Raw genomic sequence first — 20,799 nt, forward strand, 5'->3', positions numbered from 1 at the left:
CCGGTGCGTGAGTGCGGCCGCCGCCGTGCAGTTGATCGCCTGCCATGTCGGTGTGCACAAGGGCGCCAATATGGATCGTCCGGTGTACCTCGCAAGTTCTGTGACCGAAGAAAAGCGAAACCATTCGTGACTTTGTGAAGTACGGCGTCCCGATTTAAGCCGGATCGCAGATTTCGCCGCCCAGCCGGACAGGACCGTTTCTATGCTGGACATGATCCCCTTCATCGACCTCGCCGCCCAGCGCGCGCGCATCAAGGACGATCTCGATGCCCGCATCGCCAGGGTCCTGGAAGAAGGACGCTATATCCTCGGCCCGGAGGTGAGCGAACTCGAACAGCGTCTGCGCGATTTCGGCCGCGCGCCCCATGCGATCGCCTGCGCGAACGGGACTGATGCGATCCTGCTGCCGCTGCTGGCCTGGGGCGTGAAGCCCGGCCACGCGGTGTTCGTGCCGAGCTTCACCTTCGCCTCGACCGCCGAGGTCGTCGCCCTGATCGGCGCCTCCCCGGTCTTCGTCGATATCGACCCGGACACCTACTGCATGGATCCCGCTTCTCTGGACGCGGCGATCGAGCATGTGCGCGCGCAGGGCGAACTCGAACCCGCCGCGGTCATCGCCGTCGACCTGTTCGGCCAGCCGGCGGACTATGTCGCGATCTCGACCGTCGCGCGCCGCCACGGGCTGCGACTGATCGCCGATTCCGCGCAGGGCTTCGGCTGCACCCTGCACGGCGAGCACCCCATTCAGTGGGCGGACGCGACCACGATCAGCTTCTATCCGGCCAAGCCGCTCGGCTGTTACGGCGATGGCGGCGCGATCCTCGTACGCGACGATGCCACTCATGCGCTCATCAAGTCGCTGCACATCCACGGCGAGGGGGCGGACCGCTACGAATATGCCCGCATCGGGCTCAACTCCCGGCTCGACACGATCCAGGCGGCCATCCTGCTTGCGAAGATGGAGGTCTTCGAGGACGAGATCGACAAGCGCAATGAGGCGGCCGACCGGTATGCGGACGGCTTTGCCGGGATCGTGAAGCCGCACACGGTGATCGAGGGCGGGCGTTCGGTCTGGGCGCAGTACACGATCGAGGTTGAAAGCCGCGACGCCTTCCGCAAGGCGCTCGCCGACCAGGGCGTGCCCACCGCCGTCTACTATCCGCGCCCTCTCCACATGCAGCCGCCCTATGCGCGTTTCCCGAAGGCTCCGGGCGGCCTGCCGGTGACCGAAGCCGCCGCGGAGCGCGTGGTGTCCCTGCCCATGGACGGCTATCTCGGCGGCGAGCGCCAGCAGCGCGTCATCGACGCGGTGCGCGCCACGCTCGGCTAGGGCCGTGGCCGAGCCCGATGTCCGGCTGTCGGTCCTGATCGTCTGCTATCGCAGCCGCGAGACGATCGGGCGTGTCAGTTCAGCGCTCGCGGCCCAGACGGTGCGGCGGGCCGAGATTCTGGTCCTCGAGAACGGCTCGCCGGACGGAGAGCGCGTCAGCGCCGATCAGCTGCCCGAAGGCGCGCGCCTGATCGAGAGCGAGACCAATCTCGGCTTTGCGCCGGGAAACAACCGGCTCGCGCGCGAGTCGACCGGCGACTGGCTCGTCCTGCTCAATCCCGATGCCTTTCCCGAGCCGGACTGGCTGGAGCAAATGCTCGCCGCGACGACCCGCTGGCCGGACGCGGCGATGTTCGGCTGCACCCAGCGCGCCTATGGCGCTCCGGGCGTGCTCGACGGGGCGGGGGATGTCTATCATGCGAGCGGCCTGCCCTACCGGGCGGGTTACGGGCGCGAGATGGAGCCGCCGCCCGAAGGCGAGACCTTCGCGGCCTGCGGGGCTGCAATGTTGATCCGTCGCGATCTCTTCGAGGACCTCGGCGGGTTCGACGAGGACTATTTCTGTTACGTCGAGGACGTCGATCTCGCCTTCCGCGCACGCCTCCTCGGTCATAGGGCGGTCCAGGTGCGCGACGCCGTCGTCGAGCACATCGGCTACGGGTCATCCGGGCGTCGATCGGAGTTCGCGGCCTATCACGGTGCCCGCAACAGGCTGTGGACCTTCTTCAAGAACATGCCCTGGCCGCTGCTGATCCTCCTCGCGCCGGTGCACCTGCTTGCCACGTTCGCCCTGTGGCTCTCGGCGATCCGCCACGGACAGTTCATGCTGTTCGGCCGGGCGATGCGCGACGGTTTCGCTGCATGGCCGCGGCTGATGGAGAAGCGGCGCGAGATCCAGGCCCGGCGCCGGACCGGGATGCTCGCCGTCGCGCGGATGATGGCCTGGAATCCGTTGCGTCTGTTCACGCGCTCCCCGCACATCCGCCATCCGCGCTAGGCCGGGCAAGGTTTGCTTCATGTTTCGAGAAGCATTCCTGGTTTGCATTCGCTCGTGCGCGCGACTAGCACCTCTGCGGAGAACGCTGCCGAGGGCCGCATGACCGAAGTCCAATCCACGATCCGCGCCTATGCGGAGCGGTTCAAGACTCCGCCGGGCCGTTCACGCCCGCTTTCCGCCCATCTGCGCGAACTCGAAGCGGAATCCATCTTCATCATGCGCGAGGTCGCGGCCGAGTTTCAGCGTCCGGTGATGCTCTACTCGATCGGCAAGGATTCCGCCGTGATGCTGCATCTCGCGCTGAAAGCCTTCTATCCCTCGCGCCCGCCCTTCCCGCTGCAGCATGTCGACACCACCTGGAAGTTCCGCGACATGATCGCCTATCGCGATGCGCTCGCGAAGGAGCTCGGCCTCGAGCTGCGCGTCGAGATCAATCAGGACGGGCTGGCGCGCGGCATCAATCCGTTCGATTCCGGCTCCAGCCTGCACACCCAGGTGATGAAGACCGAGGCGCTGCGCAATGCGATGAACACGCACCGCTACGATGCCGCGTTCGGCGGGGCGCGCCGCGACGAGGAGAAGTCGCGCGCCAAGGAGCGGATATTCTCCTTCCGCGACGCCCATCACGGCTGGGACCCGCGCAACCAGCGCCCGGAGCTGTGGCGCACCTACAATACGCGCATCAAGCCTGGCGAGAGCATCCGGGTCTTCCCGCTGTCGAACTGGACCGAACTCGACATCTGGCAGTACATCCTGGAAGAGGACATCCCGATCGTGCCGCTCTATTTCGCGGCGCAGCGGCCGACGGTGGAACGCGGCGGGCAGCTCTTCATGGTCGATGACGAGCGCTACCGGCTCCAGCCCGGCGAGGTGCCGCAGCCCCGCATGATCCGGTTCCGCACACTCGGCTGCTATCCGCTGACCGCGGCGATCGAGTCCTCGGCCACGACGCTGGAGGATATCGTCATGGAGATGCTTACCGCCCGCACCTCGGAACGCTCGGGCCGGCTGATCGACCACGACGAGTCCGGGTCGATGGAGAAGAAGAAGCGCGAGGGGTATTTCTGATGCGGGTCCAGGAAACGCGCGAGCAGCTGGTCGAGCGCCTGACCCGGTCGGGCGACCGGGGGGTGCTGCGCTTCATCACGTGCGGCTCGGTCGATGACGGAAAGTCGACGCTCATCGGTCGCCTGCTCTACGATTCCAAGCTGATCTTCGAGGACCAGATCGCGACCCTGGAAAAGGACAGCCGCAAGCACGGCACGGCGGGGGAGGAGATCGATTTCGCGCTTCTGCTCGACGGGCTGGAGGCCGAGCGCGAGCAGGGCATCACGATCGATGTCGCCTACCGTTTCTTCAATACCGAGAAGCGCAAGTTCGTGGTCGCCGACACGCCGGGCCACGAGCAGTACACGCGCAACATGGCCACCGGCGCCTCCACGGCGGACCTGGCCATCATCCTGGTCGATGCACGCAAGGGCGTTTTCGTCCAGACCCTGCGCCACACCTATATCGCGCACATGATGGGCATCCGCCATGTCGTGCTGGCGGTCAACAAGATGGATCTCGCAGGCTGGTCGCGCACGCGCTTCCACGAGATCGTGGCGGAGTATCTGAAGACCGCCGAGGGGCTGGGGTTCCAGTCCATCACCCCGATCCCGATGTCGGCGCGCTACGGCGACAATGTCACCTCGCGATCGCCGAACCTCGGCTGGCATGACGGCCCGACCCTGCTGGAGCATCTCGAGGAGGTCGAGGCCGAGGACGATGCGCACGGCAAGCCGTTCCGGTTCCCGGTGCAGTGGGTCAACCGGCCCAATCTCGATTTCCGCGGCTTTTCCGGCACGATCGCGGCAGGCATGATCCGTACCGGCGATGCGGTGGTCGTCGCGTCCAGCGGCATCAAGGCGCACGTCAAGCGCATCGTGACCGCCGACGAGGACCTGAACGAGGCCTCTGCGGGCGATGCCGTCACCATCGTCCTCGACCGCGAGATCGACATCGCGCGCGGCGACATGCTCGCCGGCATCGAGGAGCGTCCCGAAGTCGCCTCGCAGTTCGCCGCCGAGATCCTTTGGATGCACGACGAGGAGATGCTGCCCGGCCGCTCCTACCTGCTGAAGTCGGGTGCACAGACGACCCCGGTTTCCATTACGGCGCTGAAGCACAAGGTGGACGTCAACACCTACGACCGTGCGCCCGGGCGCAAGCTCGGCCTCAACGAGATCGGCTTCTGCAACCTGTCCACCTCGCGCCCGCTGGTCTTCGATCCGTACAAGGGAATTCGCGAGACCGGGGCCTTCATCCTGATCGACCGGTACACGAATCTCACGGTCGGGGCGGGGATGATCGAGTTCGGCCTGCGCCGGGCGACGAACATCCACACCCACGCGATGGACATCACCAAGGCGCGCCGGGCCGAGATCAAGCACCAGAAGCCGGCCATTCTCTGGTTCACCGGCCTGTCCGGAGCGGGCAAGTCGACGATCGCCAACCTCGTGGAGCGCAAGCTCACCGAGGCGGGGTTCCACACCTATTCGCTCGACGGCGACAATGTGCGCCACGGCCTCAACAAGGACCTCGGCTTCACCGATGCCGACCGGGTGGAGAACATACGCCGTATCGGCGAAGTCGCACGCCTGTTCGTCGATGCCGGTCTGATCGTCACCTGCTCCTTCATATCCCCCTTCCGCTCGGAGCGGCGCATGGTTCGCGAGCTCGTCGAGGACAGCGAGTTCATCGAGGTGTTCGTGGATGCCCCGCTCGAGGTGTGCATCGCCCGCGACCCGAAGGGGCTGTACAAGAAGGCCCAGGCCGGCGAGATCAAGAACTTCACGGGCTTCGACAGCCCCTACGAGGCGCCCGAGAACCCCGAACTGCGGGTGCAGACGGCGGACATCTCGGCCGAGGAGGCCGCCGACCGGGTCATCGCGGAGCTTCGCCGCACCGGCCGCCTGGGCTGATCGCAGAGATCGGGGAGCACGGCGTGACCGGCCGGCGTCATTGCGGCGGCCGCTTCTTCACCGTGAAGGGCTCTATCGCGCCCAGGCGACGAAGGGGCCGTTGAGATAGTCGGCCTCGACCTTGCCGTAGAGGAAATCCCTGCCGTCGGGATCGGTCACCCGCCCCCCGGCGGCGTTGAGCACCGCGTGGCCGGCACCGGTATCCCATTCCCGGGTAGGGGCGAAGCGCGGGTAGATGTCCGCCTTGCCCTCGGCGAGCAGGCAGAATTTCAGCGAAGAGCCCGCGCTGACGGTGTCGGTAACGCCTTGCGCCTCGGCAAAGGCGCGCGTCGTGTCATCGGCGTGCGATCGGCTCATGACCGCCACTTTCTTGCCCTCGCGCGGCGAGCGCGTCGAGATGGGCGACAGGGCGCGCAGGTCGAATTGGCCCCCCGGCTTCAATCCGCCGGCCCAGGCTTCGCGGTCCCCGAGATAGATTCGCTCGAGCGCGGGCGCATAGACGCAGCCCGCCACCGGGCGGCGGCCGGAGACGAGCGCGATATTGATCGTGAACTCGCCGTTCTTGCTGATGAATTCCTTGGTCCCGTCGACCGGATCGACGAGGAGGAAATCGCCGTCGATGAGCGGGCGCAGTCCGGCGGCGAAGCTTTCCTCGGCGAGGACCGGAACGCCGGGGAAATCGCGCGCGAGGGCCTCGAGGATCAACGTCTCGGCGCGCTCGTCGGCTTCGGTGACCAGGGAGTTGTCGGCCTTCTGTCCGACGGTGAAGGGCCGGGCGTAGACCTCCATCACCGGGACGCCGGCGCGTGCGCAGATCGCCGCGAAGCGGCGCGCGATATGATCGGTATCCCTCATCCTGCCGGGTTCCCTCGAGCCTCGACGCTATCCGGCGCGGGAGCGCCGCACCTGTCCATCGGCCCCGATATGGATGCCGCACTCTGTCTTGTCCTGGCCGGCCCAGCGCCCTGCGCGAGGGTCGGATTCGTCGGCGGCCACCGGCGCGGTGCACGGGACGCATCCGACCGAGGGGTAGTTGCGCGCCAGCAGCGGATGGTCGGGCAGGGCGTGATCGCGCCCATAAGCGCGCAGATCGTCCGCGCTCCACTCCACGAGGGGGTTGAGCTTCAGCTTGCCGTCCTGGATCTCCACGCGCGGGATCCGGGCGCGCTCGCCGCCGTGATAGCGCTTGCGTCCGGAGACCCAGACCTTGTAGGGGCGCAGCGCCCGGATGAGGGGCAGGGTCTTCCTCACGTGACAGCACAGGTCGGGATTGCGCGCGTGCAGGGTGCCGTCGGGATCGTCCGCGGCGAGATCGTGCGGGCTGGGCGAGAGCGTCTGGATATTGGTCAGGCCGAGCCTGTCTCGAAGCGCGTCGCGATAGCGCAGCGTCTCGGAGAACAGCTTGCCGGTGTCGATGAACAGGACCGGCACGTCGGGAGCGACCTCGGCGGCCATGTGCAGGATCACCGCCGATTCGGTGCCGAAGGAGGAGACGATGCAGCTCTCGCCCGGGAAGATGTCCGTCAGGCAGCGCTTGAGCGCTCCTCGCGCGTCGAGGCCGGACAGCGCGGCCTCCAGGGCCTGGGCTCCGGCCTCCAGCGCGAGGCGGTATTCCGACTTCAGTGAGGCCATGGCTGCCCCCGGGCTGCGCGGGCCTAGCTTGCCGTCCGGCGCCCCTCGCCCTTCTGGGCCTCTTCGCGGGTCTTGTTCCAGTAGGAGACGGAGGGGACCTTGGACCGGTCGCAGCGATGGGCGTACTTGCGCGCGATCTCGGTGACCTCTTCCATCAGGCCGGCTTCCAGCGTGATCGGCTTCAGGCCCATCGACAGGAAGGTATCGTTTTCCACGTGCAGGTCGTTCTCGTCCGCCTCGTTGCGCGGATTGGGCAGATAGGCGATCTCGACCCCGGCCATGTCCGCGATCATCTTCGCCAGATCGCGCACCCGGTGGGTCTCGGTCATCTGGTTCATGATGCGCACCTTCTCGCCGGTCTGCGGCGGGTTCTCCACCGCGAGCTGGATGCAGCGCACCGTGTCCTGGATGTGGATGAAGGCGCGCGTCTGCCCGCCGGTCCCGTGCACGGTCAGCGGGTGGCCGACCGCGGCCTGCATCAGGAAGCGGTTCAGCACCGTGCCGTAATCGCCGTCATAGTCGAACCGGTTGATCAGGCGCTCGTCCTTGCGGGTCTCCTCGGTCTGGGTGCCCCACACGATGCCCTGGTGGAGATCGGTGATCTTGACCTTGTCGTTCTTGTTGTAGAAGTGGAAGAAGAGCTGATCCTGGGTCTTGGTCATGTGGTAGATCGAGCCCGGATTGGCCGGGTAGAGGATCTCCTGGTCCTTCAGACCCTCGGCGGTCTCCACTTTCACCTTCAGATAGCCTTCGGGGATCTTCATCCCCGCCGTGCCGTAGCCATAGACGCCCATCGTGCCGAGATGCACCAGATGGATGTCGAGCCCGGAATCGACGATCGCGGCGAGCACGTCGTTGGTGGCGTTGAGATTGTTGTCCACCGTGTAGCGCTTGTGGCGCGCACTCTTCATCGAGTAGGGCGCGGCGCGCTGCTCGGCGAAATGGATGATCGCGTCGGGCTGTTCGGCGACGATGAGGTCGAGGAGTTCCTGGTAGTCCTTGCCGACATTGAGGTCGACGAAACCGATCTGCTTGCCGGAAATCTCCTTCCAGGCATCCAGGCGCTTGTGCATCGGCTGGATCGGGGTGAGGCTCTCCACCTCGAGCTCGATATCGATCTTGCGCCGCGACAGGTTGTCCACGATCACGACTTCATGACCGCGCGCCGAAAGATGCAGCGCCGAGGGCCAGCCGCAGAAACCGTCGCCGCCAAGAACCAGAACTTTCATGATATCACTCCGGATAAACCGAACCGTCGCATTTCGGATATGCAGCGGGTTCTGACAGGATGGGTACGGGGATGCAAGCGTCTCGGGCCGCTGAAACCGGGCCCGGTCAGAGCTGCGTGATCAACAGTCCGGCGATCGCCGCGATCGAATAGGCCACGAGTGTGCACCCGCCCAGCTTGAGGAAGTCCGCCATGGTATAGCGCCCGGGGCTCAGCACCATGAGATGGGTCTGGTAGCCGAAGGGCATGAGGAAGCTGGCGCTGGCGCCGAAGGCGGTGGCGAGCGCGAGCGCCGTCGGCGACATTCCGGTCGCTACGGCGGTGTCGAGCGCGATCGGCAGCACGGTGAGGGCGGCGCTGGTATTGGAGAAGAACTCGGTCAGGATCCAGGCGAGCAGGAAGATCGTGATCAGTACCGCCGCCGGCGGCAGGCCGAGGCTCAGCTCGGCAACCTGGCCAGCCACGAAGCCCGACAGCCCGGACTGCGACACCAGGAGGCTGAGCAGCACCGCGCCCCACAGGACGATCGCGAGATCGAACGGGAAGGCGCGCCGCACCTCGCGCGGTGAAACCCACTCCATGAGCACGGTGACGCTGGCGAGGGTGAAAGCCGCCACCGCGATCGGGACGAGCTGGAACAGCGCGCAGGCCAGGAAAGCGGCAAAGGCGAGCCCCACCAGCAGGGTGTCGCGGGCACCGAGCTGGCCGAGGCCCGCATCGTCGCTGTCGATCAGGTGCAGGTTGGAGCGCAGATTGTCGCGGCGGTGGAAGTCCGGCCCGGCCGCGAGCAGCAGCATGTCGCCTGCCGACAAGGGCAGCGCGCCGAGCTTTCCCGACAGCGGCGTTCCGCCGCGCTCGATGCCGAGCACGGAGGCATCGAAGCGGGCGCGGAAATCGGTCTCACGCAAGGTTCGCCCCACGAGATGGGAGCCGGCTGCGACGACGGCGCGATAGAGATTGTCCTGGCGGTGCGGCGCGCCGTCCTTTGTAATGGACAGGCCGTTGATGCTGCGCAGCTCGTCGATGTGGGTCACGTCGCCGACGAAGATGAGCACGTCGCCCTCCCGGATGATGTGGCGTGGCGTGATCGGGGCGATGACCCGGTCGCCGCGCACCACCTCGGCAAGGAAGAAGCTTTGCAGGTGGCGCAGCTTGTTGGTCGCCACCGATCGCCCGGCCAGGCGCGAGCCCTCCGCCACGCGCGCCTCGACATGGAATATGTCGGGCTGGTGCTCCGACGCGCCGGGCTTCTCGCGAAGCAGGATCGGGGACAGGACGAGCAGGGTGGCGAGTACCGCGATGACGACCAGGGCGCCGGGAATGACGAAGTCGAGGACGGTAAGCTCGATGCCCTGCGCGGCGGACAGGCCGACCACCATGAGCGAGGCGGACGTGCCGAACGGGGTGAGCATCCCGGCTGCGAGCGCGACGTAGGACAGAGGCAGCAGCAGCTGGTGGGGGGTCACGGTCGGCCTGCGCGAGGCCGGTCCGAGCATCGCGGCCACCACCGCCGTGTTCGGAACGAAGGCGCTGATCGCCGCGGCCGAGCCGAGCAGGCGCGCCAGCGTGCGGCGCAGGCCCCGCGGACGTTTCGAGAAGAAGAGCTGGCGCAGCAGGGCCAGCTTGCCCAGCGCGAGGGAGAAGACAACGAGGCTCATGACCGCCCAGATCGCAGGCTGGCCGAGCGCGGCGAAGGCCGTCGCGAAATCGACCCGGCCGGTGACGATCACCAGCAGGGCGAACACCGCGAAGGCCCGCGGTGCACCGATCCGGCCGGACACGAGTGCTGCCGCCAGCCCGGTCAGCAGCGCGGCGTCGATCGCCCGGCCAATGATTTCGCTTTCGAGCACGTCCAGGCTGCCCCTGCCATCCGCCTCCTGTGTGCCCGCGGGCAAAGGCTATGACAAGGGGCAGGCCGGCGATGCGGCCGGGGCCAACACAGCGCTTGAACTTGTCGCGCTAAAGCCTGATTTTAGGGTCATGAACGAGACTGACGCCTCTGCCAGCGAGCCCGAGGACGCTTTTGCGGCTGCCGAACAGCGGCTGAAGCGGGCCCTCGGCGCGATCGAGAGCCGCTTCAAGGCGCTCCAGGCGCGCGCCGAGGCGGCCAAGGGCGACGAGGCGGTGTCGCTTGCCAGCGAGGAAGATCGGGCGCGTCTGGCCGACGAACTCGACGCGGCCCGGGCCCGGGAGGCCGCACTCAGCGAGGCGGCCGGAGAGGCATCGGCGGCCTGCGGCGAGGCGATCGCCGAGCTGCGCGCGATCCTCGGACGCGACGCCGGGCCGGGCGAGGAGGGCTAGATGTCGAAGGTGACCATCTCGCTCAACGGGCGCGCCTTCACGATCGGGTGCGAGGAGGGCCAGCAGGCATACCTGCGCGAGCTCGCGGGCCATCTCGATTCCCACGTGCGCGACCTTGCCGAGAAGGTCGGCCAGATCGGCGAGCTTCGCCTTCTGCTGATGGCCGCGCTCATCGTCGCCGACGAGAGCCGCGAGGCGCAGGGCCGGGTCGGCGAACTCGAGGAGGCGCTCATCGAGGCGCGCGGCAAGGCCTCGCAGAGCGAGGCACGCCGGCGGTCCGACCGCGCGCGTGCCGCCGAACTGCTCAACACGACCGCCGAACAGCTCGAGGCCATGGCGTCATCTGGCGAAGAGACTTGAGTAAGATGGCCTTCGGCCCCATCTTCACACAAGGCGGACACTGGAGCGTGCGTCGAGCATCCTCATCCCGGCGACCTTACGTCTCTGACGGGGAGCTGTCCCTGCCCCTGGCCGTGGCCTCGGGCACACGGCGCCCACCTGGTAAGCCAGGTCATCAGGGATGTCACGATGCTGACGGCGCAATCGGTTCCGCCACCCTTTTCCTCCGGCCCGGCGGGCGGATCTCATGTTGATGGGCTGGCGCAAGTCGCGCGCCCGCGCGAAGGCGACGCTGGCGCGCAAGGCGGCCTGGCAGGGTGATCCGGATGCCGGCCGGCGCCTGGCCGAGCATTTCCCCGACAGTGTCTGGCCGTCCGTCGGCACGGTCGTGGCCGGCTACCGGCCGATCCGCGACGAGATCGACCCGACCCCGCTGATGGAGACCTTCTACTGCGAGCAGGCCCAGCTCTGCCTGCCCTGCGTCGCCGGACCGGACCGCCCGCTGGTATTCCGCGCCTTCCAGCCCGGCGACGATTTCGTGCGCGGCGCCTTCGGCGTCGAGGAGCCGAGCCCCGACAGTCCGGAGTGCAAGCCGCTGCTCATCCTCGCCCCGCTGCTGGCCTTCGACGAGACCGGCAAGAGGCTCGGCTACGGGGCCGGCTTCTACGACCGCACGATCGCCGCGCTTCGAAAGCACAATCCCGTCACCGTCGTGGGGCTCGCCTACGAGGCACAGCGGATGAGAAGCGTGCCCACCGACAGGCACGACATCGCGCTCGACTGGATCGTCACCGAGAAGCGCGCCTATCGCGGAGCGGTGTGAGTGCCGACACCGAAGGGCGGCTGAACGCGCCCCCTGCGCCCGGCGTTGTGAAGAGCGCCGCTCTGGGCTAGACGCGAGTCCGCTCTTTCCCTCCGCAATGACGGATACCCCATGCGCATCGCCTTTTTCGGAGACGTCGTCGGCCGCTCGGGCCGCCAGGTGCTGAGCGAGGAGCTGCCCGGCCTGCGCGAGGCGCTGGCGCTCGACTTCGTCGTGGTCAACGCCGAGAACGCGGCCGGCGGGTTCGGCATCACCGAGAAGACCGCCGTCGAGCTGTTCGATGCCGGCGCCGACGTGCTCACCCTCGGCAACCACTCCTTCGACCAGAGCGAGGCGCTCTCCTATATCGAGCGCGAACCGCGCCTGCTGCGTCCGGTGAACTATCCCGAAGGCACCGCACCGGGGCGGGGGTCGAGTCTCTACGACCTGCCCGACGGGCGGCGCATCCTCGTGATCAACGTGATGCTGCGCCTGTTCATGGAGGCCCTGGACGACCCCTTCAGGCGCATCAACGAGGAACTCGATGCCTGCCCGCTCGGCCAGGTCGCCGACGCCATCCTTGTCGATGCCCACGGCGAGGCGACGAGCGAGAAGACTGCGCTCGGCGTTTATTGCGACGGGCGGGCGAGCCTCGTCGTCGGGACCCACACCCATGTGCCGACCGCCGACTGGCGCATCCTGCCCGGCGGTACGGCCTACCAGACCGACGCCGGGATGTGCGGCGATTACGACTCGGTGATCGGGATGGACAAGGAGGAGCCGGTCAACCGGTTCGTGACCCACATGCGCTCCTCGCGCTTTTCTGCCGCCAGCGGCGAGGCGACGGCCTGCGGTCTGTTCGTGGAGACTGACGACAGGACCGGGCTGGCGGCGCGTGTCGAGCCGATCCGCATCGGCGGCGTGCTCTCCCAGGCCCGGCCGGAAAGCACTAACTAGCTATTGCGATAAGATCGGAACCACTGCGCGAACCGGGCTATGCCCTCTTCGAGGCGGGTTCCCGGCACGCACCCGTAATCGCGTTCCAGCCGGGTAACGTCCGCGCAGGTATAGGACACGTCGCCGGGCTGGGGCGGAACGGGCTCGGTCTTCGCGTTCACGCCGAGTGCGCGCTCGAGCGTGGCGACGAGGTCAAGCGTCTCCACCGGGTTCGAGCCGCCGATATTGTAGACCCCGTGGCGCGCGCCCGGCGCGTCGTCGAGCACCCGCACGAGCGGCTCGATCACGTCGTCGATATAGGTGAAGTCGCGCTGGTTGCGGCCCTCGTTGAACAGCCGGATCGTCTCGCCCCTCAGCATGGCTTCGGCGAAGCTGAAATAGGCCATGTCCGGACGGCCCCAAGGCCCGTAGACGGTGAAGAATCTCAGGCCCGTCTGGGGCAGGCCGTATAGGTGGGTGTAGGTCGAACTCATCAGCTCGTCCGCGCGCTTGGTGGCCGCGTAGAGCGAGACCGGTTCGCCAAGCGCGTCGTCCTCGCGAAAGCGCCCGCCGCGCTCGCCATAGACCGAGCTGGAGGAGGCGTAGACGAGGTGGGCGAGATCGCCGCCGAGCGCGCGCGCGGCTTCCAGCACGGAGAGGTGGCCCGTCACATTGCTGTGGGTATAGGCGAAAGGCGCATCGAGCGAGTAGCGCACGCCGGCCTGTGCGGCGAGGTGCAGGATGCGCGTCGGACGGGTCTCCAGGACGAGCCGCTTGACGGCATCGTCATCGGCGAGGTCGAGCCGGTGAAACTCGAAACCGGCCTGGCGATCGAGTTCGGTCAGGCGTGCCCGCTTGAGCGCCACGTCATAATAGTCGGTCAGACTGTCGAGGCCGACAATCCGTTCTCCGCGGGCAAGAAGGCGTCGCGACGCGTGGAAGCCGATGAAGCCTGCCGCGCCGGTAACCAGGATCGTCATGGGCCTGGAAATACTCCCGATCGTGGCGGCGCATCCTAGGAAGAACCTCCCGCCTGTCAACGCGCCTGCCGCTGAGGCCCGGGCGCGTGATGCAGGCGTTCTGATTGCAAAACATCGGGCTTGAGCTAGGCTCTTTGCGAGTAGTCCGCGGCGTCCGGGGTGTCCGCGGCGGTCTTCGAGGGGAGTCGCCCTATGCGGATGCGTTCAGCTCTTATGCTCGCCGTGTTCACGAGCGCCGCGATGATCGTGTCGGGATGTGGTGGGGGAGGCGGGGGTGCGACCGGCGGGCCGATCGTCTCGCCCCCTCCGCCTCCTCCTCCGCCTCCTCCTCCACCCCCACCCCCGCCGCCACCCCCCCACCCCCGCCGGCGAATTTCGATACCGTTGAATTCCGCAATCAGTACGGGCTGGGCCTGATCAACGCGATCAGCGCCTACGAGGCGGGGGCAACCGGGCTGGGAATCCTCGTCGCGGTCGTCGACACCGGCGTCGAGCTGGCCGACAGCGAATTCGACGGCACGGGTACCGGCGCGAACCAGATTCATCCCGCAAGTACCGACATCGTCTCCAACCGCACCGCGAACGATGTGGACGGTCACGGTACGGGCGTGGCGGGAGTCATCGCCGCCAAGAAGGACGACGTCGTGATGCACGGCGTCGCATTCCAGTCGACGATCCTCGCGATCCGCGCGGATTCGGTGGGCAGCTGCGAAGCCGATGGCGGGGAGGGATGCACCTTCTCCGACAGCGCGACCGCCGCGGCGATCGATCACGCGGTCGCCAACGGGGCCCGGATCATCAATCTCTCGCTCGGCCGGGACGCCGAACTCGGCGACGACGCTTCGCGCACCTTCGCCGCCATGCGCCGCGCCGCCGATGCGGGCGTGCTCTTGGTCGTGGCCGCAGGAAACCAGGACGAGGAGGAGACCGAACCCGATGCCTCTCCGGGCTTTCCGGCCACTTTCGTCAACGACCTCGAGGCGGACGGGTTTGCGGTCGCTGTCGGTTCGGTCGGCTCGGCCAAGGAGATTTCGAGCTTCTCCAACCGGGCCCAGGGCGCGGAGAATTTCTATCTCGTCGCCCCGGGCGAGCAAATCGTCGCGCCGGGCGTCGGGCCGGACTATTTCCGGTTCTCCGGAACCTCCTTTGCCGCGCCGCATGTGGCGGGCGCGCTGGCCCTGATGCTGCAGGCCTTTCCGAATCTCGCCGGCAACACCGCCCTGCAGATCCTGTTCGACACGGCCGAGGACCTTGGCGACCCGGGCGCGGATTCGACTTACGGGCGGGGCCTCATAGACCTCGCCGAGGCGTTCAAGCCGCAGGGCACGACGACGACGGCGCTGTTCGGAGCCGAGAGGGTGCCGGTGGCGCTGGTCCTGTCCGAACCGGGCGGGGCCTTCGGCGACTGGGTGTTCGATTCCGGCCTGTTCGACGGCGCAGTGATGCGCGACCGCTACGACCGGGCCTATCGCTTCGAGGCCGGCGAGGCGCCGGGCGATGGCGGGCGCAATGCGCTGTCCGCCTTCGAGACAGCCGCGCAATCGAGCCTGAACCGCGTCTCGGTGACCCGCGCCGGGTCGACCGAGGTCACGTTGCGCCACGGTCAGGACCGGGTGCAGGCGCTGACCAACCTGCCCGAGGAACTCTACCAGGGCGACATGGGCGTCTCGCTGAGATTCATCGCCGGGGATCTGACGCTCGAAGCGGGACGCGGCTTCGCTTCTCCGTCTCCGGTCGCCGGGGCGGGCGGTTCGGTGCTCTCGCACACCCATTTCAGCGGCGCGGTCGCCAATCTCTCGGCCCAGCGCGACTGGGCCTCGGTACGATACGATCTCGACCCTGTGACCCTCTCGGTGCGCACCGCCGGCTCGCAGGGCGATGCGTTCAGTGCGGCCGCGCTGACCGTCGACTTTGCCGGCCAGCAGCTCGGCATCGAGATCGGGAACGGGCGCGAGGACGGGCGCGCCCTGGGCAGTCATCTCGCGGGCCGCTTCGGTGCGCCGGACGAGTCCTCCAGCGACTTCACGGCCGCGCTGTGGTCCGGTCCGCTCGCCTTCGGCTGGCGCGGAGCGGCGCGCTACGAGCACGTCGAGGCACGGCTCGGCATGCCCGGATTCCTCACGATCGAGGAGGAGGTGAGGGCGAGCGCCTGGAGCGTGGGGGTTGACCGTCCGGTCGGCCCGGGCCGGCTCGGATTCACGCTCTCCCAGCCCCTGCGCGTCGAGGCCGGAGCGGTCAGCGCGCGAGTCCCGGTCGAGGTCGATCGCAGGAATCGCACCCGCTACGAGCGGCGTCTGGCCGCACTATCGCCTTCCGGCCGGGAATTGTCGCTGGAAAGCGCCTACAGCTTCGCGCTCGGCGAGCGCACGCGTGCCTCGCTCGCGGCGCGATACACGACCGATCCCGGCCACGTCGCGGGCAGCGACGATGCGGTCTCGGTCTGGTTCGGTCTTCGAACCGGCTGGTGATCAGGAGCGGCGCCGCAATTCCCTTGCTTTCTGCACTGCGATCGTGAAGCTTTTCGCAGTGCAGCAAAGCCCCGGGTGAGTCCATGCCTTCGACGCCGAACTTCAAAGCCCTGCTCGTGGAGAACGTTCACGAGGACGCCGACGGCGCGCTGCAGGCGCACGGGCCCGTGGAAATCGTGCGCAGGTCCGGCTCGCCCGACGCGAAGGCCCTGCGCGAGGAGGTGACGGGATACGACGTGCTCGGCATTCGATCGCGCACGCAGCTGGACGCCGCGTTCTTCGAGGCGGCCGACAGGCTGAAGGCGGTGGGCTGCTTCTGCATCGGGACCAACCAGGTCGATCTGGAGGCCGCCTCGCGCCGGGCGATCCCGGTGTTCAACGCCCCCTTCGCCAATACCCGCTCGGTCGCCGAGCTCACCATGGCCAGCATCGTCATGTTGATGCGCCGCATACCGGAGAAGATGTTCGCGATCCGCGAGGGCGAGTGGCTGAAGACCGCGAACGGCGCGCACGAGGTGCGCAAGAAGAAGCTCGGCATCGTCGGCTACGGCAATATCGGCGCCCAGCTCTCCGTGATCGCCTCCGCGCTCGGCATGCACGTGTATTACTACGACATCGAGCCCAAGCTCGCGCACGGCAATGCGCGGCCGGTGGACAGCCTGGAGACGCTGCTGCAGACCTGCGACGTCGTCACCCTGCACGTCCCCTCCACACCGCGCACCAAGGGGATGATGACCAGGGAGCGCATCCGCGCGATGGCGCCGGGCAGCTTCCTCATCAACCAGGCGCGCGGCGATCTGGTCGACATCGACGCGCTCGCCGAGGCGCTGCGGGACGGCCATATCGCGGGCGCGGCGGTGGACGTCTTCCCCGTGGAGCCCAAGAGCAAGGAGGAGCGCTTCGAGAGCCCGCTTCAGGCTTTCGACAACGTCATCCTGACGCCCCATATCGGCGGCTCGACGCTGGAGGCCCAGGCCGCGATCGGCTCGGACACCGGCTCCAAGCTCGCCAAGTTCCTGTTCGAGGGGGCGACCCTGCATGCGGTCAACTTCCCCCAGGTCGAACCCGGCCCGGTGCGCGAGGGGCGCACGCGCCTGCTGGTGCCCCATCTCAACCAGCCCGGCTTCCTGCGCCGGCTCAACGACGCTGCCGAGCGCGCCGGGGCGAACGTCGCGGCGCAATACCTGCAGACCGAGGGCGAACTCGGCTATGCGATCGCCGACCTGGAGGGCGATCTGCCGAATGACTTCCAGCAGCGGATCGAGACGCTCGACGGCACGATCTGGGCGCGCCTGATCAGGGGCTCGGCCGGCGGCGCCTAGGACGCGTCCGCCTCGCGCAGTGCGGCGAGGATCTGCTCGACCGCCCGGGAGATGAGCTTGCGCTCGCCTTCGGCCATGACGCGAATGACCGGCTCGGTTCCCGATTTGCGTACCAGGAGCCGCCCCCGGGTGCCGAGTTCGGCTTCCGCCTCGCCGATCGCGGCCTTCACCCGATCGCTGTCCAGCGGCTGGCTGCCCTCGCTGTAGCGGTAGTTCTTCAGGATCTGCGGCGCCGGCTCGAACACGCGCAGGAGTTCGCTCGCCTTCTTGCCGGACTCCACGAGCAGGGCGAGAACCTGCAGGGCCGCGATCAGCCCGTCGCCCGTCGTGGCATAGTCGGTGAGCACGATGTGGCCGGACTGTTCGCCGCCGAGATTGGCCCCGGTCTCGCGCATGCGCTCGACCACGTAGCGGTCGCCGACCTGGGTGCGGTCGAGTTTCAGCCCCTCCTTCTCCAGGAAGCGCTCGAGGCCGAGATTGGACATCTGGGTGGTCACCACCGTGTCGGTGGCGAGCAGCCCCGCCCGTTTCCAGGCGCGCGCGATCAGCGCGATCAGCTGGTCGCCGTCGATGATGTGGCCCGTCTCGTCGCAGACGATCAGCCGGTCCGCGTCCCCGTCGAGCGCCAGCCCGATATCGGCCCGGTAGCGCAGCACGTTCTCGGCGAGCCCCTGGGGCGAGACCGCGCCGCAGTCCTCGTTGATGTTGAAGCCGTTGGGCTTGTTGTTGATCGGGATGAGGTCCGCGCCGAGCTCCCACAGCACGTTCGGGGCGACCTTGTAGGCTGCACCGTTTGCCGAATCCACGACGATCCTGAGCCCGGACAGGCGCATCTGGCGCGGGAAGGTCGCCTTGACGATCTCGGTATAGCGCGCCTGGCAGTCGTCCACCCGCTGGGCACGGCCGAGATCGGCCGGCTCGGCGAGCGCCTCGTTCATGTCCCCGTCCATGTAGGACTCGATCTCCAGCTCGGCGGCGTCCGACAGCTTGAACCCGTCCGGGCCGAACAGCTTGATGCCGTTGTCCTCGTACGGGTTGTGGGAGGCGGTGATCATCACGCCCATGTCGGCGCGCAGCGAGCGGGTCAGGGTGGCCACGCCCGGCGTCGGCAGCGGGCCGAACTGGAACACGTCCATGCCTGCGCTGGTGAAGCCGGAAACGAGCGCGCTCTCGATCATGTAGCCGGACAGGCGCGTGTCCTTGCCGATCACGACCGAGTGGCGCCGGCTCGCATCGCGCCGGAAATAGCGCGCCGCGGCCATGCCGAGCCGAAGGGCGGTCTCCGCCGTCATCGGGAAGCGGTTGGTCGTGCCGCGCACGCCGTCGGTGCCGAAATAGCGCTTGATCATGTCCGTGTGGCTCTTCCCTGTCACATGAACGGCGTCAAAGCAGCCCGGACTTGCCGGTCTTTTTCCAGTCGGACAGGAAGGCGGCAAGCCCCGTCTCGGTCAGCGGATGCGCCGCCAGCTGGTCGAACACCTTCGCCGGCAGCGTCGCCGCATCGCAGCCGGCGAGCGCGGCCGCCTCGACATGGGCCGGCGAGCGCAGCGAGGCGGCGAGGATCTGCGTGGTGAAGCCGTGGGTGTCGTAGACCTCGCGGATGCGTTCGAGAAGTCCGATCCCGTCCCCGCCGGCATCCTCGATCCGGCCGACGAAGGGCGAGATGAAGCTCGCGCCCGCCTTGGCGGCGAGCAGGGCCTGGTTCAGCGAGAAGCACAGGGTGACGTTCGTCGGGATGCCCTCGCGCGCGAAGACCGCGCAGGTCTTCAGCCCGGCTTGGGTCAGCGGCAGCTTGACCACCACATTGTCCGCGATCGCGCGCAGACGGCGGCCTTCCTCCAGCATGCCCTCATGCCCGGTCGCGACCACTTCGGCGGAGACGGGGCCTTCGACCGCATCGCAGATCTCGGCGATCCGCTCCATGATGTCGGCTCCGGACTTGGCAATCAGGGAGGGATTGGTCGTGACCCCGTCGACGAGCCCTGCGCCGGCGCGCTCGCGGATCTCGGAGATGTCGGCGGTGTCGAGAAAGAGAAGCATGGCGGTCTCCGGCAGATGCTAGGAACGGGTGTAGCCAGCTCCTAGCGCCCTGTCGAGAACAGGACCTCGCGCACGGTGCGCGCGAGGATGACCGCATCGCGCCAGAGCGACCAGTTGCGGGCGTACCAGTCGTCGAGCCGGGCGCGCTCCTCGAAGCTCGTCGAGTTGCGCCCGTTCACCTGCCACATGCCGGTCAGGCCGGGGCGCATGCGCACATAGGATTCCAGGCGCGCGCCATAGGCCTGCTTCTGCTCGACCGTCATCGGGCGCGGGCCGACCAGGCTCATCTCGCCCTTCAGCACGTTGATGAGCTGGGGCAGCTCGTCGAGGCTGGTCCGGCGCAGGAAGCGGCCGACCGGCGTGATGCGCGGATCCTCGGCGAGCTTCTGATAGGTCTCCCATTCGGCGGCCCTCTCGGGATCGTTCGCGAGAATGCGCGCCAGGCGCGCCTCGGCATCGGTCACCATGGTGCGGAATTTCAGGCACTCGAAGGTCTCGCCGCCGCGCCCGACGCGGGTCTGGCAGAACAGGGCGGGGCCGCCATCGCGCCGGATCAGCCAGGAAAACAGCGCGAACAGCGGCGACAACACGATCAGCGCGGCGCTGGAGGCGGCGACGTCGAAGACGCGCTTGAAACGCCGGGCCAGCGGGCGGTCGAGACTGTCGCCGATCTGGAAGACGAAGCCTTCGGTCGGGGGATAGTCGAGGATGTCAACATTCTGCGTCGGCGCAGGCCCCATGCAGGGCTGGTAGTAGAACGCCCAGCCGCGCGCCCCGAGCCGGGCCACGATGCGGTTGGCGACCTTCTGGGTTTCCTCGTCGGGGGCGAGGAAGAGCGTGCGCCCGGCCAGCGCATCGAGCCGGGCGGCGAGCGCGTCGTCGTCGAGCGCGGCAAAGCTCGACAGGTCGAGGCTCTGCACCACCTTCAGGCCGTGATCGTCATTGCGTGCCAGGACGTGCGCCCGGTCTCCGGCGATCGAGGGTGCGCTCAGGAGCGTGACCGGCTCGTGCCATTCGCGCGCGGCGCGCAGCATCGAGCGGGTGAACCAGCGCAGCGCCAGCACGAAGACCGGTGCGCAGAGCCAGAAGGTATAGGTCGCCGCGCTCAGGCGCGTCTCGTCCATGGTGACATGGACCGTCGAGGCGGCGAGGAAGGCGAGCAGGCTGCCCATCAGAACCGGACGCAGCATGTTGGCGAGCGCGTGGCGGGCGCGGTAGTGGCCGCGCGAGCGGAACCACAGCAGGAGCGCGGCGCACAGCGCGGCGCTGACCGAGAGGTGGGAGCGCAGCCCCGCCCCGTCGCCCACCTGAAGGGCGACGCCGACGGAGACAATCGCAGCCAGACTCAGCGCGAGCAGATCGGCGAACAGGAAGCTGCGGAGCACGTTACGCGCCGCGCCGCGCCGCGGCCGTGCGGCGGAAACCCCCGAAACTGCACCGATCTGGGTCATCTGCGCCCTC

The 20,799-nt window shown here is 67.9% G+C and carries 18 protein-coding genes; 10 read left to right on the top strand and 8 right to left on the bottom strand.

The features are described 5' to 3' along the window. Window positions 1–202: 202 nt before the first annotated feature. The 4 genes from JW792_RS16095 to cysN all read left to right on the top strand — a co-directional run bounded on the left by JW792_RS16095 (window position 203) and on the right by cysN (window position 5,290). Entirely contained in the window at window positions 203–1,330 is a 1,128-nt protein-coding gene (locus JW792_RS16095) for a DegT/DnrJ/EryC1/StrS family aminotransferase (RefSeq protein WP_135994790.1), read from the top strand. Between the two features lie 4 nt (window positions 1,331–1,334). Continuing rightward, window positions 1,335–2,327, top strand: coding sequence for a glycosyltransferase family 2 protein (locus JW792_RS16100; RefSeq protein ID WP_135994789.1), 993 nt, complete (start codon window positions 1,335–1,337; stop codon window positions 2,325–2,327). Between the two features lie 99 nt (window positions 2,328–2,426). After that, the gene (gene cysD / locus JW792_RS16105) at window positions 2,427–3,395 is read left to right on the top strand and encodes a sulfate adenylyltransferase subunit CysD (RefSeq protein WP_135994788.1); all 969 of its coding nucleotides are present in this window, start codon (window positions 2,427–2,429) and stop codon (window positions 3,393–3,395) included. After that, window positions 3,395–5,290, top strand: coding sequence for a sulfate adenylyltransferase subunit CysN (gene cysN, locus JW792_RS16110; protein WP_135994787.1), 1,896 nt, complete (start codon window positions 3,395–3,397; stop codon window positions 5,288–5,290). The genes cysD and cysN overlap by 1 nt, the downstream gene beginning before the upstream one ends. Before the next feature lie 72 nt (window positions 5,291–5,362). On the opposite strand, the gene cysQ is transcribed toward cysN, so the two are convergent. The 4 genes from cysQ to JW792_RS16130 form a co-directional block, all read right to left on the bottom strand. Then, window positions 5,363–6,145, bottom strand: a complete 783-nt coding sequence (gene cysQ / locus JW792_RS16115; protein ID WP_135994786.1) for a 3'(2'),5'-bisphosphate nucleotidase CysQ — start codon at window positions 6,143–6,145, stop codon at window positions 5,363–5,365. Between the two features lie 27 nt (window positions 6,146–6,172). Then, the gene (locus tag JW792_RS16120; RefSeq protein WP_135994785.1) at window positions 6,173–6,922 is read right to left on the bottom strand and encodes a phosphoadenylyl-sulfate reductase; all 750 of its coding nucleotides are present in this window, start codon (window positions 6,920–6,922) and stop codon (window positions 6,173–6,175) included. A 23-nt stretch (window positions 6,923–6,945) separates the two neighbouring features. Then, the gene (locus tag JW792_RS16125; protein WP_135994784.1) at window positions 6,946–8,151 is read right to left on the bottom strand and encodes an NAD-dependent epimerase/dehydratase family protein; all 1,206 of its coding nucleotides are present in this window, start codon (window positions 8,149–8,151) and stop codon (window positions 6,946–6,948) included. 106 nt (window positions 8,152–8,257) lie between these two features. Further along, a complete protein-coding gene (locus JW792_RS16130) occupies window positions 8,258–10,000 on the bottom strand; it encodes an SLC13 family permease (protein ID WP_158291534.1) in 1,743 nt (580 codons plus the stop codon). Window positions 10,001–10,130: 130 nt separating this feature from the next. Here JW792_RS16130 and JW792_RS16135 point away from each other — a divergent pair, with 130 nt between their 5' ends. The 4 genes from JW792_RS16135 to JW792_RS16150 all read left to right on the top strand — a co-directional run bounded on the left by JW792_RS16135 (window position 10,131) and on the right by JW792_RS16150 (window position 12,549). Further along, complete coding sequence (locus JW792_RS16135) at window positions 10,131–10,451, top strand: DUF4164 family protein (protein WP_135994782.1); 321 nt, start codon at window positions 10,131–10,133, stop codon at window positions 10,449–10,451. Next, complete coding sequence (locus JW792_RS16140) at window positions 10,452–10,811, top strand: cell division protein ZapA (protein WP_135994781.1); 360 nt, start codon at window positions 10,452–10,454, stop codon at window positions 10,809–10,811. Window positions 10,812–11,043: 232 nt separating this feature from the next. Beyond that, on the top strand, window positions 11,044–11,613 hold the full coding sequence (locus tag JW792_RS16145) for a 5-formyltetrahydrofolate cyclo-ligase (RefSeq protein ID WP_241094999.1): 570 nt from the start codon (window positions 11,044–11,046) through the stop codon (window positions 11,611–11,613). A 111-nt stretch (window positions 11,614–11,724) separates the two neighbouring features. Continuing rightward, window positions 11,725–12,549, top strand: coding sequence for a TIGR00282 family metallophosphoesterase (locus tag JW792_RS16150; RefSeq protein WP_135994779.1), 825 nt, complete (start codon window positions 11,725–11,727; stop codon window positions 12,547–12,549). Here the strand turns inward: JW792_RS16150 and JW792_RS16155 are convergent. Further along, the gene (locus tag JW792_RS16155) at window positions 12,546–13,508 is read right to left on the bottom strand and encodes an NAD-dependent epimerase/dehydratase family protein (protein WP_135994778.1); all 963 of its coding nucleotides are present in this window, start codon (window positions 13,506–13,508) and stop codon (window positions 12,546–12,548) included. The two genes, JW792_RS16150 and JW792_RS16155, sit on opposite strands and share 4 nt — an antisense overlap. A gap of 254 nt (window positions 13,509–13,762) precedes the next feature. Here JW792_RS16155 and JW792_RS16160 point away from each other — a divergent pair, with 254 nt between their 5' ends. Both JW792_RS16160 and serA read left to right on the top strand, forming a co-directional pair. Continuing rightward, window positions 13,763–15,976: a S8 family peptidase gene (locus JW792_RS16160; RefSeq protein ID WP_206340832.1), complete on the top strand. Its 2,214-nt coding sequence runs from the start codon at window positions 13,763–13,765 to the stop codon at window positions 15,974–15,976. A gap of 83 nt (window positions 15,977–16,059) precedes the next feature. Beyond that, a complete protein-coding gene (gene serA / locus JW792_RS16165) occupies window positions 16,060–17,298 on the top strand; it encodes a phosphoglycerate dehydrogenase (RefSeq protein ID WP_135994776.1) in 1,239 nt (412 codons plus the stop codon). Here serA and glmM read toward each other — a convergent pair. The 3 genes from glmM to JW792_RS16180 are packed head-to-tail and all read right to left on the bottom strand — an operon-like array spanning window position 17,295 to window position 20,789. Further along, window positions 17,295–18,647 carry a phosphoglucosamine mutase gene (gene glmM, locus JW792_RS16170; RefSeq protein WP_135994775.1) on the bottom strand — a complete coding sequence of 451 codons (1,353 nt, stop codon included), beginning with the start codon at window positions 18,645–18,647 and terminating at the stop codon, window positions 17,295–17,297. The genes serA and glmM overlap by 4 nt on opposite strands. Before the next feature lie 34 nt (window positions 18,648–18,681). Beyond that, window positions 18,682–19,338 carry a fructose-6-phosphate aldolase gene (gene fsa / locus JW792_RS16175; protein WP_135994774.1) on the bottom strand — a complete coding sequence of 219 codons (657 nt, stop codon included), beginning with the start codon at window positions 19,336–19,338 and terminating at the stop codon, window positions 18,682–18,684. A gap of 41 nt (window positions 19,339–19,379) precedes the next feature. Beyond that, on the bottom strand, window positions 19,380–20,789 hold the full coding sequence (locus tag JW792_RS16180; protein ID WP_135994773.1) for an exopolysaccharide biosynthesis polyprenyl glycosylphosphotransferase: 1,410 nt from the start codon (window positions 20,787–20,789) through the stop codon (window positions 19,380–19,382). Window positions 20,790–20,799 lie beyond the last annotated feature (10 nt).

It is taken from the genome of Marinicauda algicola, assembly GCF_017161425.1.
In the GTDB taxonomy this organism is placed as follows: domain Bacteria; phylum Pseudomonadota; class Alphaproteobacteria; order Caulobacterales; family Maricaulaceae; genus Marinicauda; species Marinicauda algicola.

Bases quoted from the DNA above. Each gene is read 5' to 3' on its own strand.
- JW792_RS16095 (WP_135994790.1), top strand. From the start codon at position 203: ATGCTGGACATGATCCCCTTCATCGACCTCGCCGCCCAGCGCGCGCGC.
- cysD (WP_135994788.1), top strand. From the start codon at position 2,427: ATGACCGAAGTCCAATCCACGATCCGCGCCTATGCGGAGCGGTTCAAG.
- cysN (WP_135994787.1), top strand. From the start codon at position 3,395: ATGCGGGTCCAGGAAACGCGCGAGCAGCTGGTCGAGCGCCTGACCCGG.
- cysQ (WP_135994786.1), bottom strand. From the start codon at position 6,145: ATGAGGGATACCGATCATATCGCGCGCCGCTTCGCGGCGATCTGCGCA.
- JW792_RS16120 (WP_135994785.1), bottom strand. From the start codon at position 6,922: ATGGCCTCACTGAAGTCGGAATACCGCCTCGCGCTGGAGGCCGGAGCC.
- JW792_RS16125 (WP_135994784.1), bottom strand. From the start codon at position 8,151: ATGAAAGTTCTGGTTCTTGGCGGCGACGGTTTCTGCGGCTGGCCCTCG.
- JW792_RS16135 (WP_135994782.1), top strand. From the start codon at position 10,131: ATGAACGAGACTGACGCCTCTGCCAGCGAGCCCGAGGACGCTTTTGCG.
- JW792_RS16140 (WP_135994781.1), top strand. From the start codon at position 10,452: ATGTCGAAGGTGACCATCTCGCTCAACGGGCGCGCCTTCACGATCGGG.
- JW792_RS16145 (WP_241094999.1), top strand. From the start codon at position 11,044: ATGGGCTGGCGCAAGTCGCGCGCCCGCGCGAAGGCGACGCTGGCGCGC.
- JW792_RS16150 (WP_135994779.1), top strand. From the start codon at position 11,725: ATGCGCATCGCCTTTTTCGGAGACGTCGTCGGCCGCTCGGGCCGCCAG.
- JW792_RS16155 (WP_135994778.1), bottom strand. From the start codon at position 13,508: ATGACGATCCTGGTTACCGGCGCGGCAGGCTTCATCGGCTTCCACGCG.
- JW792_RS16160 (WP_206340832.1), top strand. From the start codon at position 13,763: ATGTGGTGGGGGAGGCGGGGGTGCGACCGGCGGGCCGATCGTCTCGCC.
- serA (WP_135994776.1), top strand. From the start codon at position 16,060: ATGCCTTCGACGCCGAACTTCAAAGCCCTGCTCGTGGAGAACGTTCAC.
- glmM (WP_135994775.1), bottom strand. From the start codon at position 18,647: ATGATCAAGCGCTATTTCGGCACCGACGGCGTGCGCGGCACGACCAAC.
- fsa (WP_135994774.1), bottom strand. From the start codon at position 19,338: ATGCTTCTCTTTCTCGACACCGCCGACATCTCCGAGATCCGCGAGCGC.
- JW792_RS16180 (WP_135994773.1), bottom strand. From the start codon at position 20,789: ATGACCCAGATCGGTGCAGTTTCGGGGGTTTCCGCCGCACGGCCGCGG.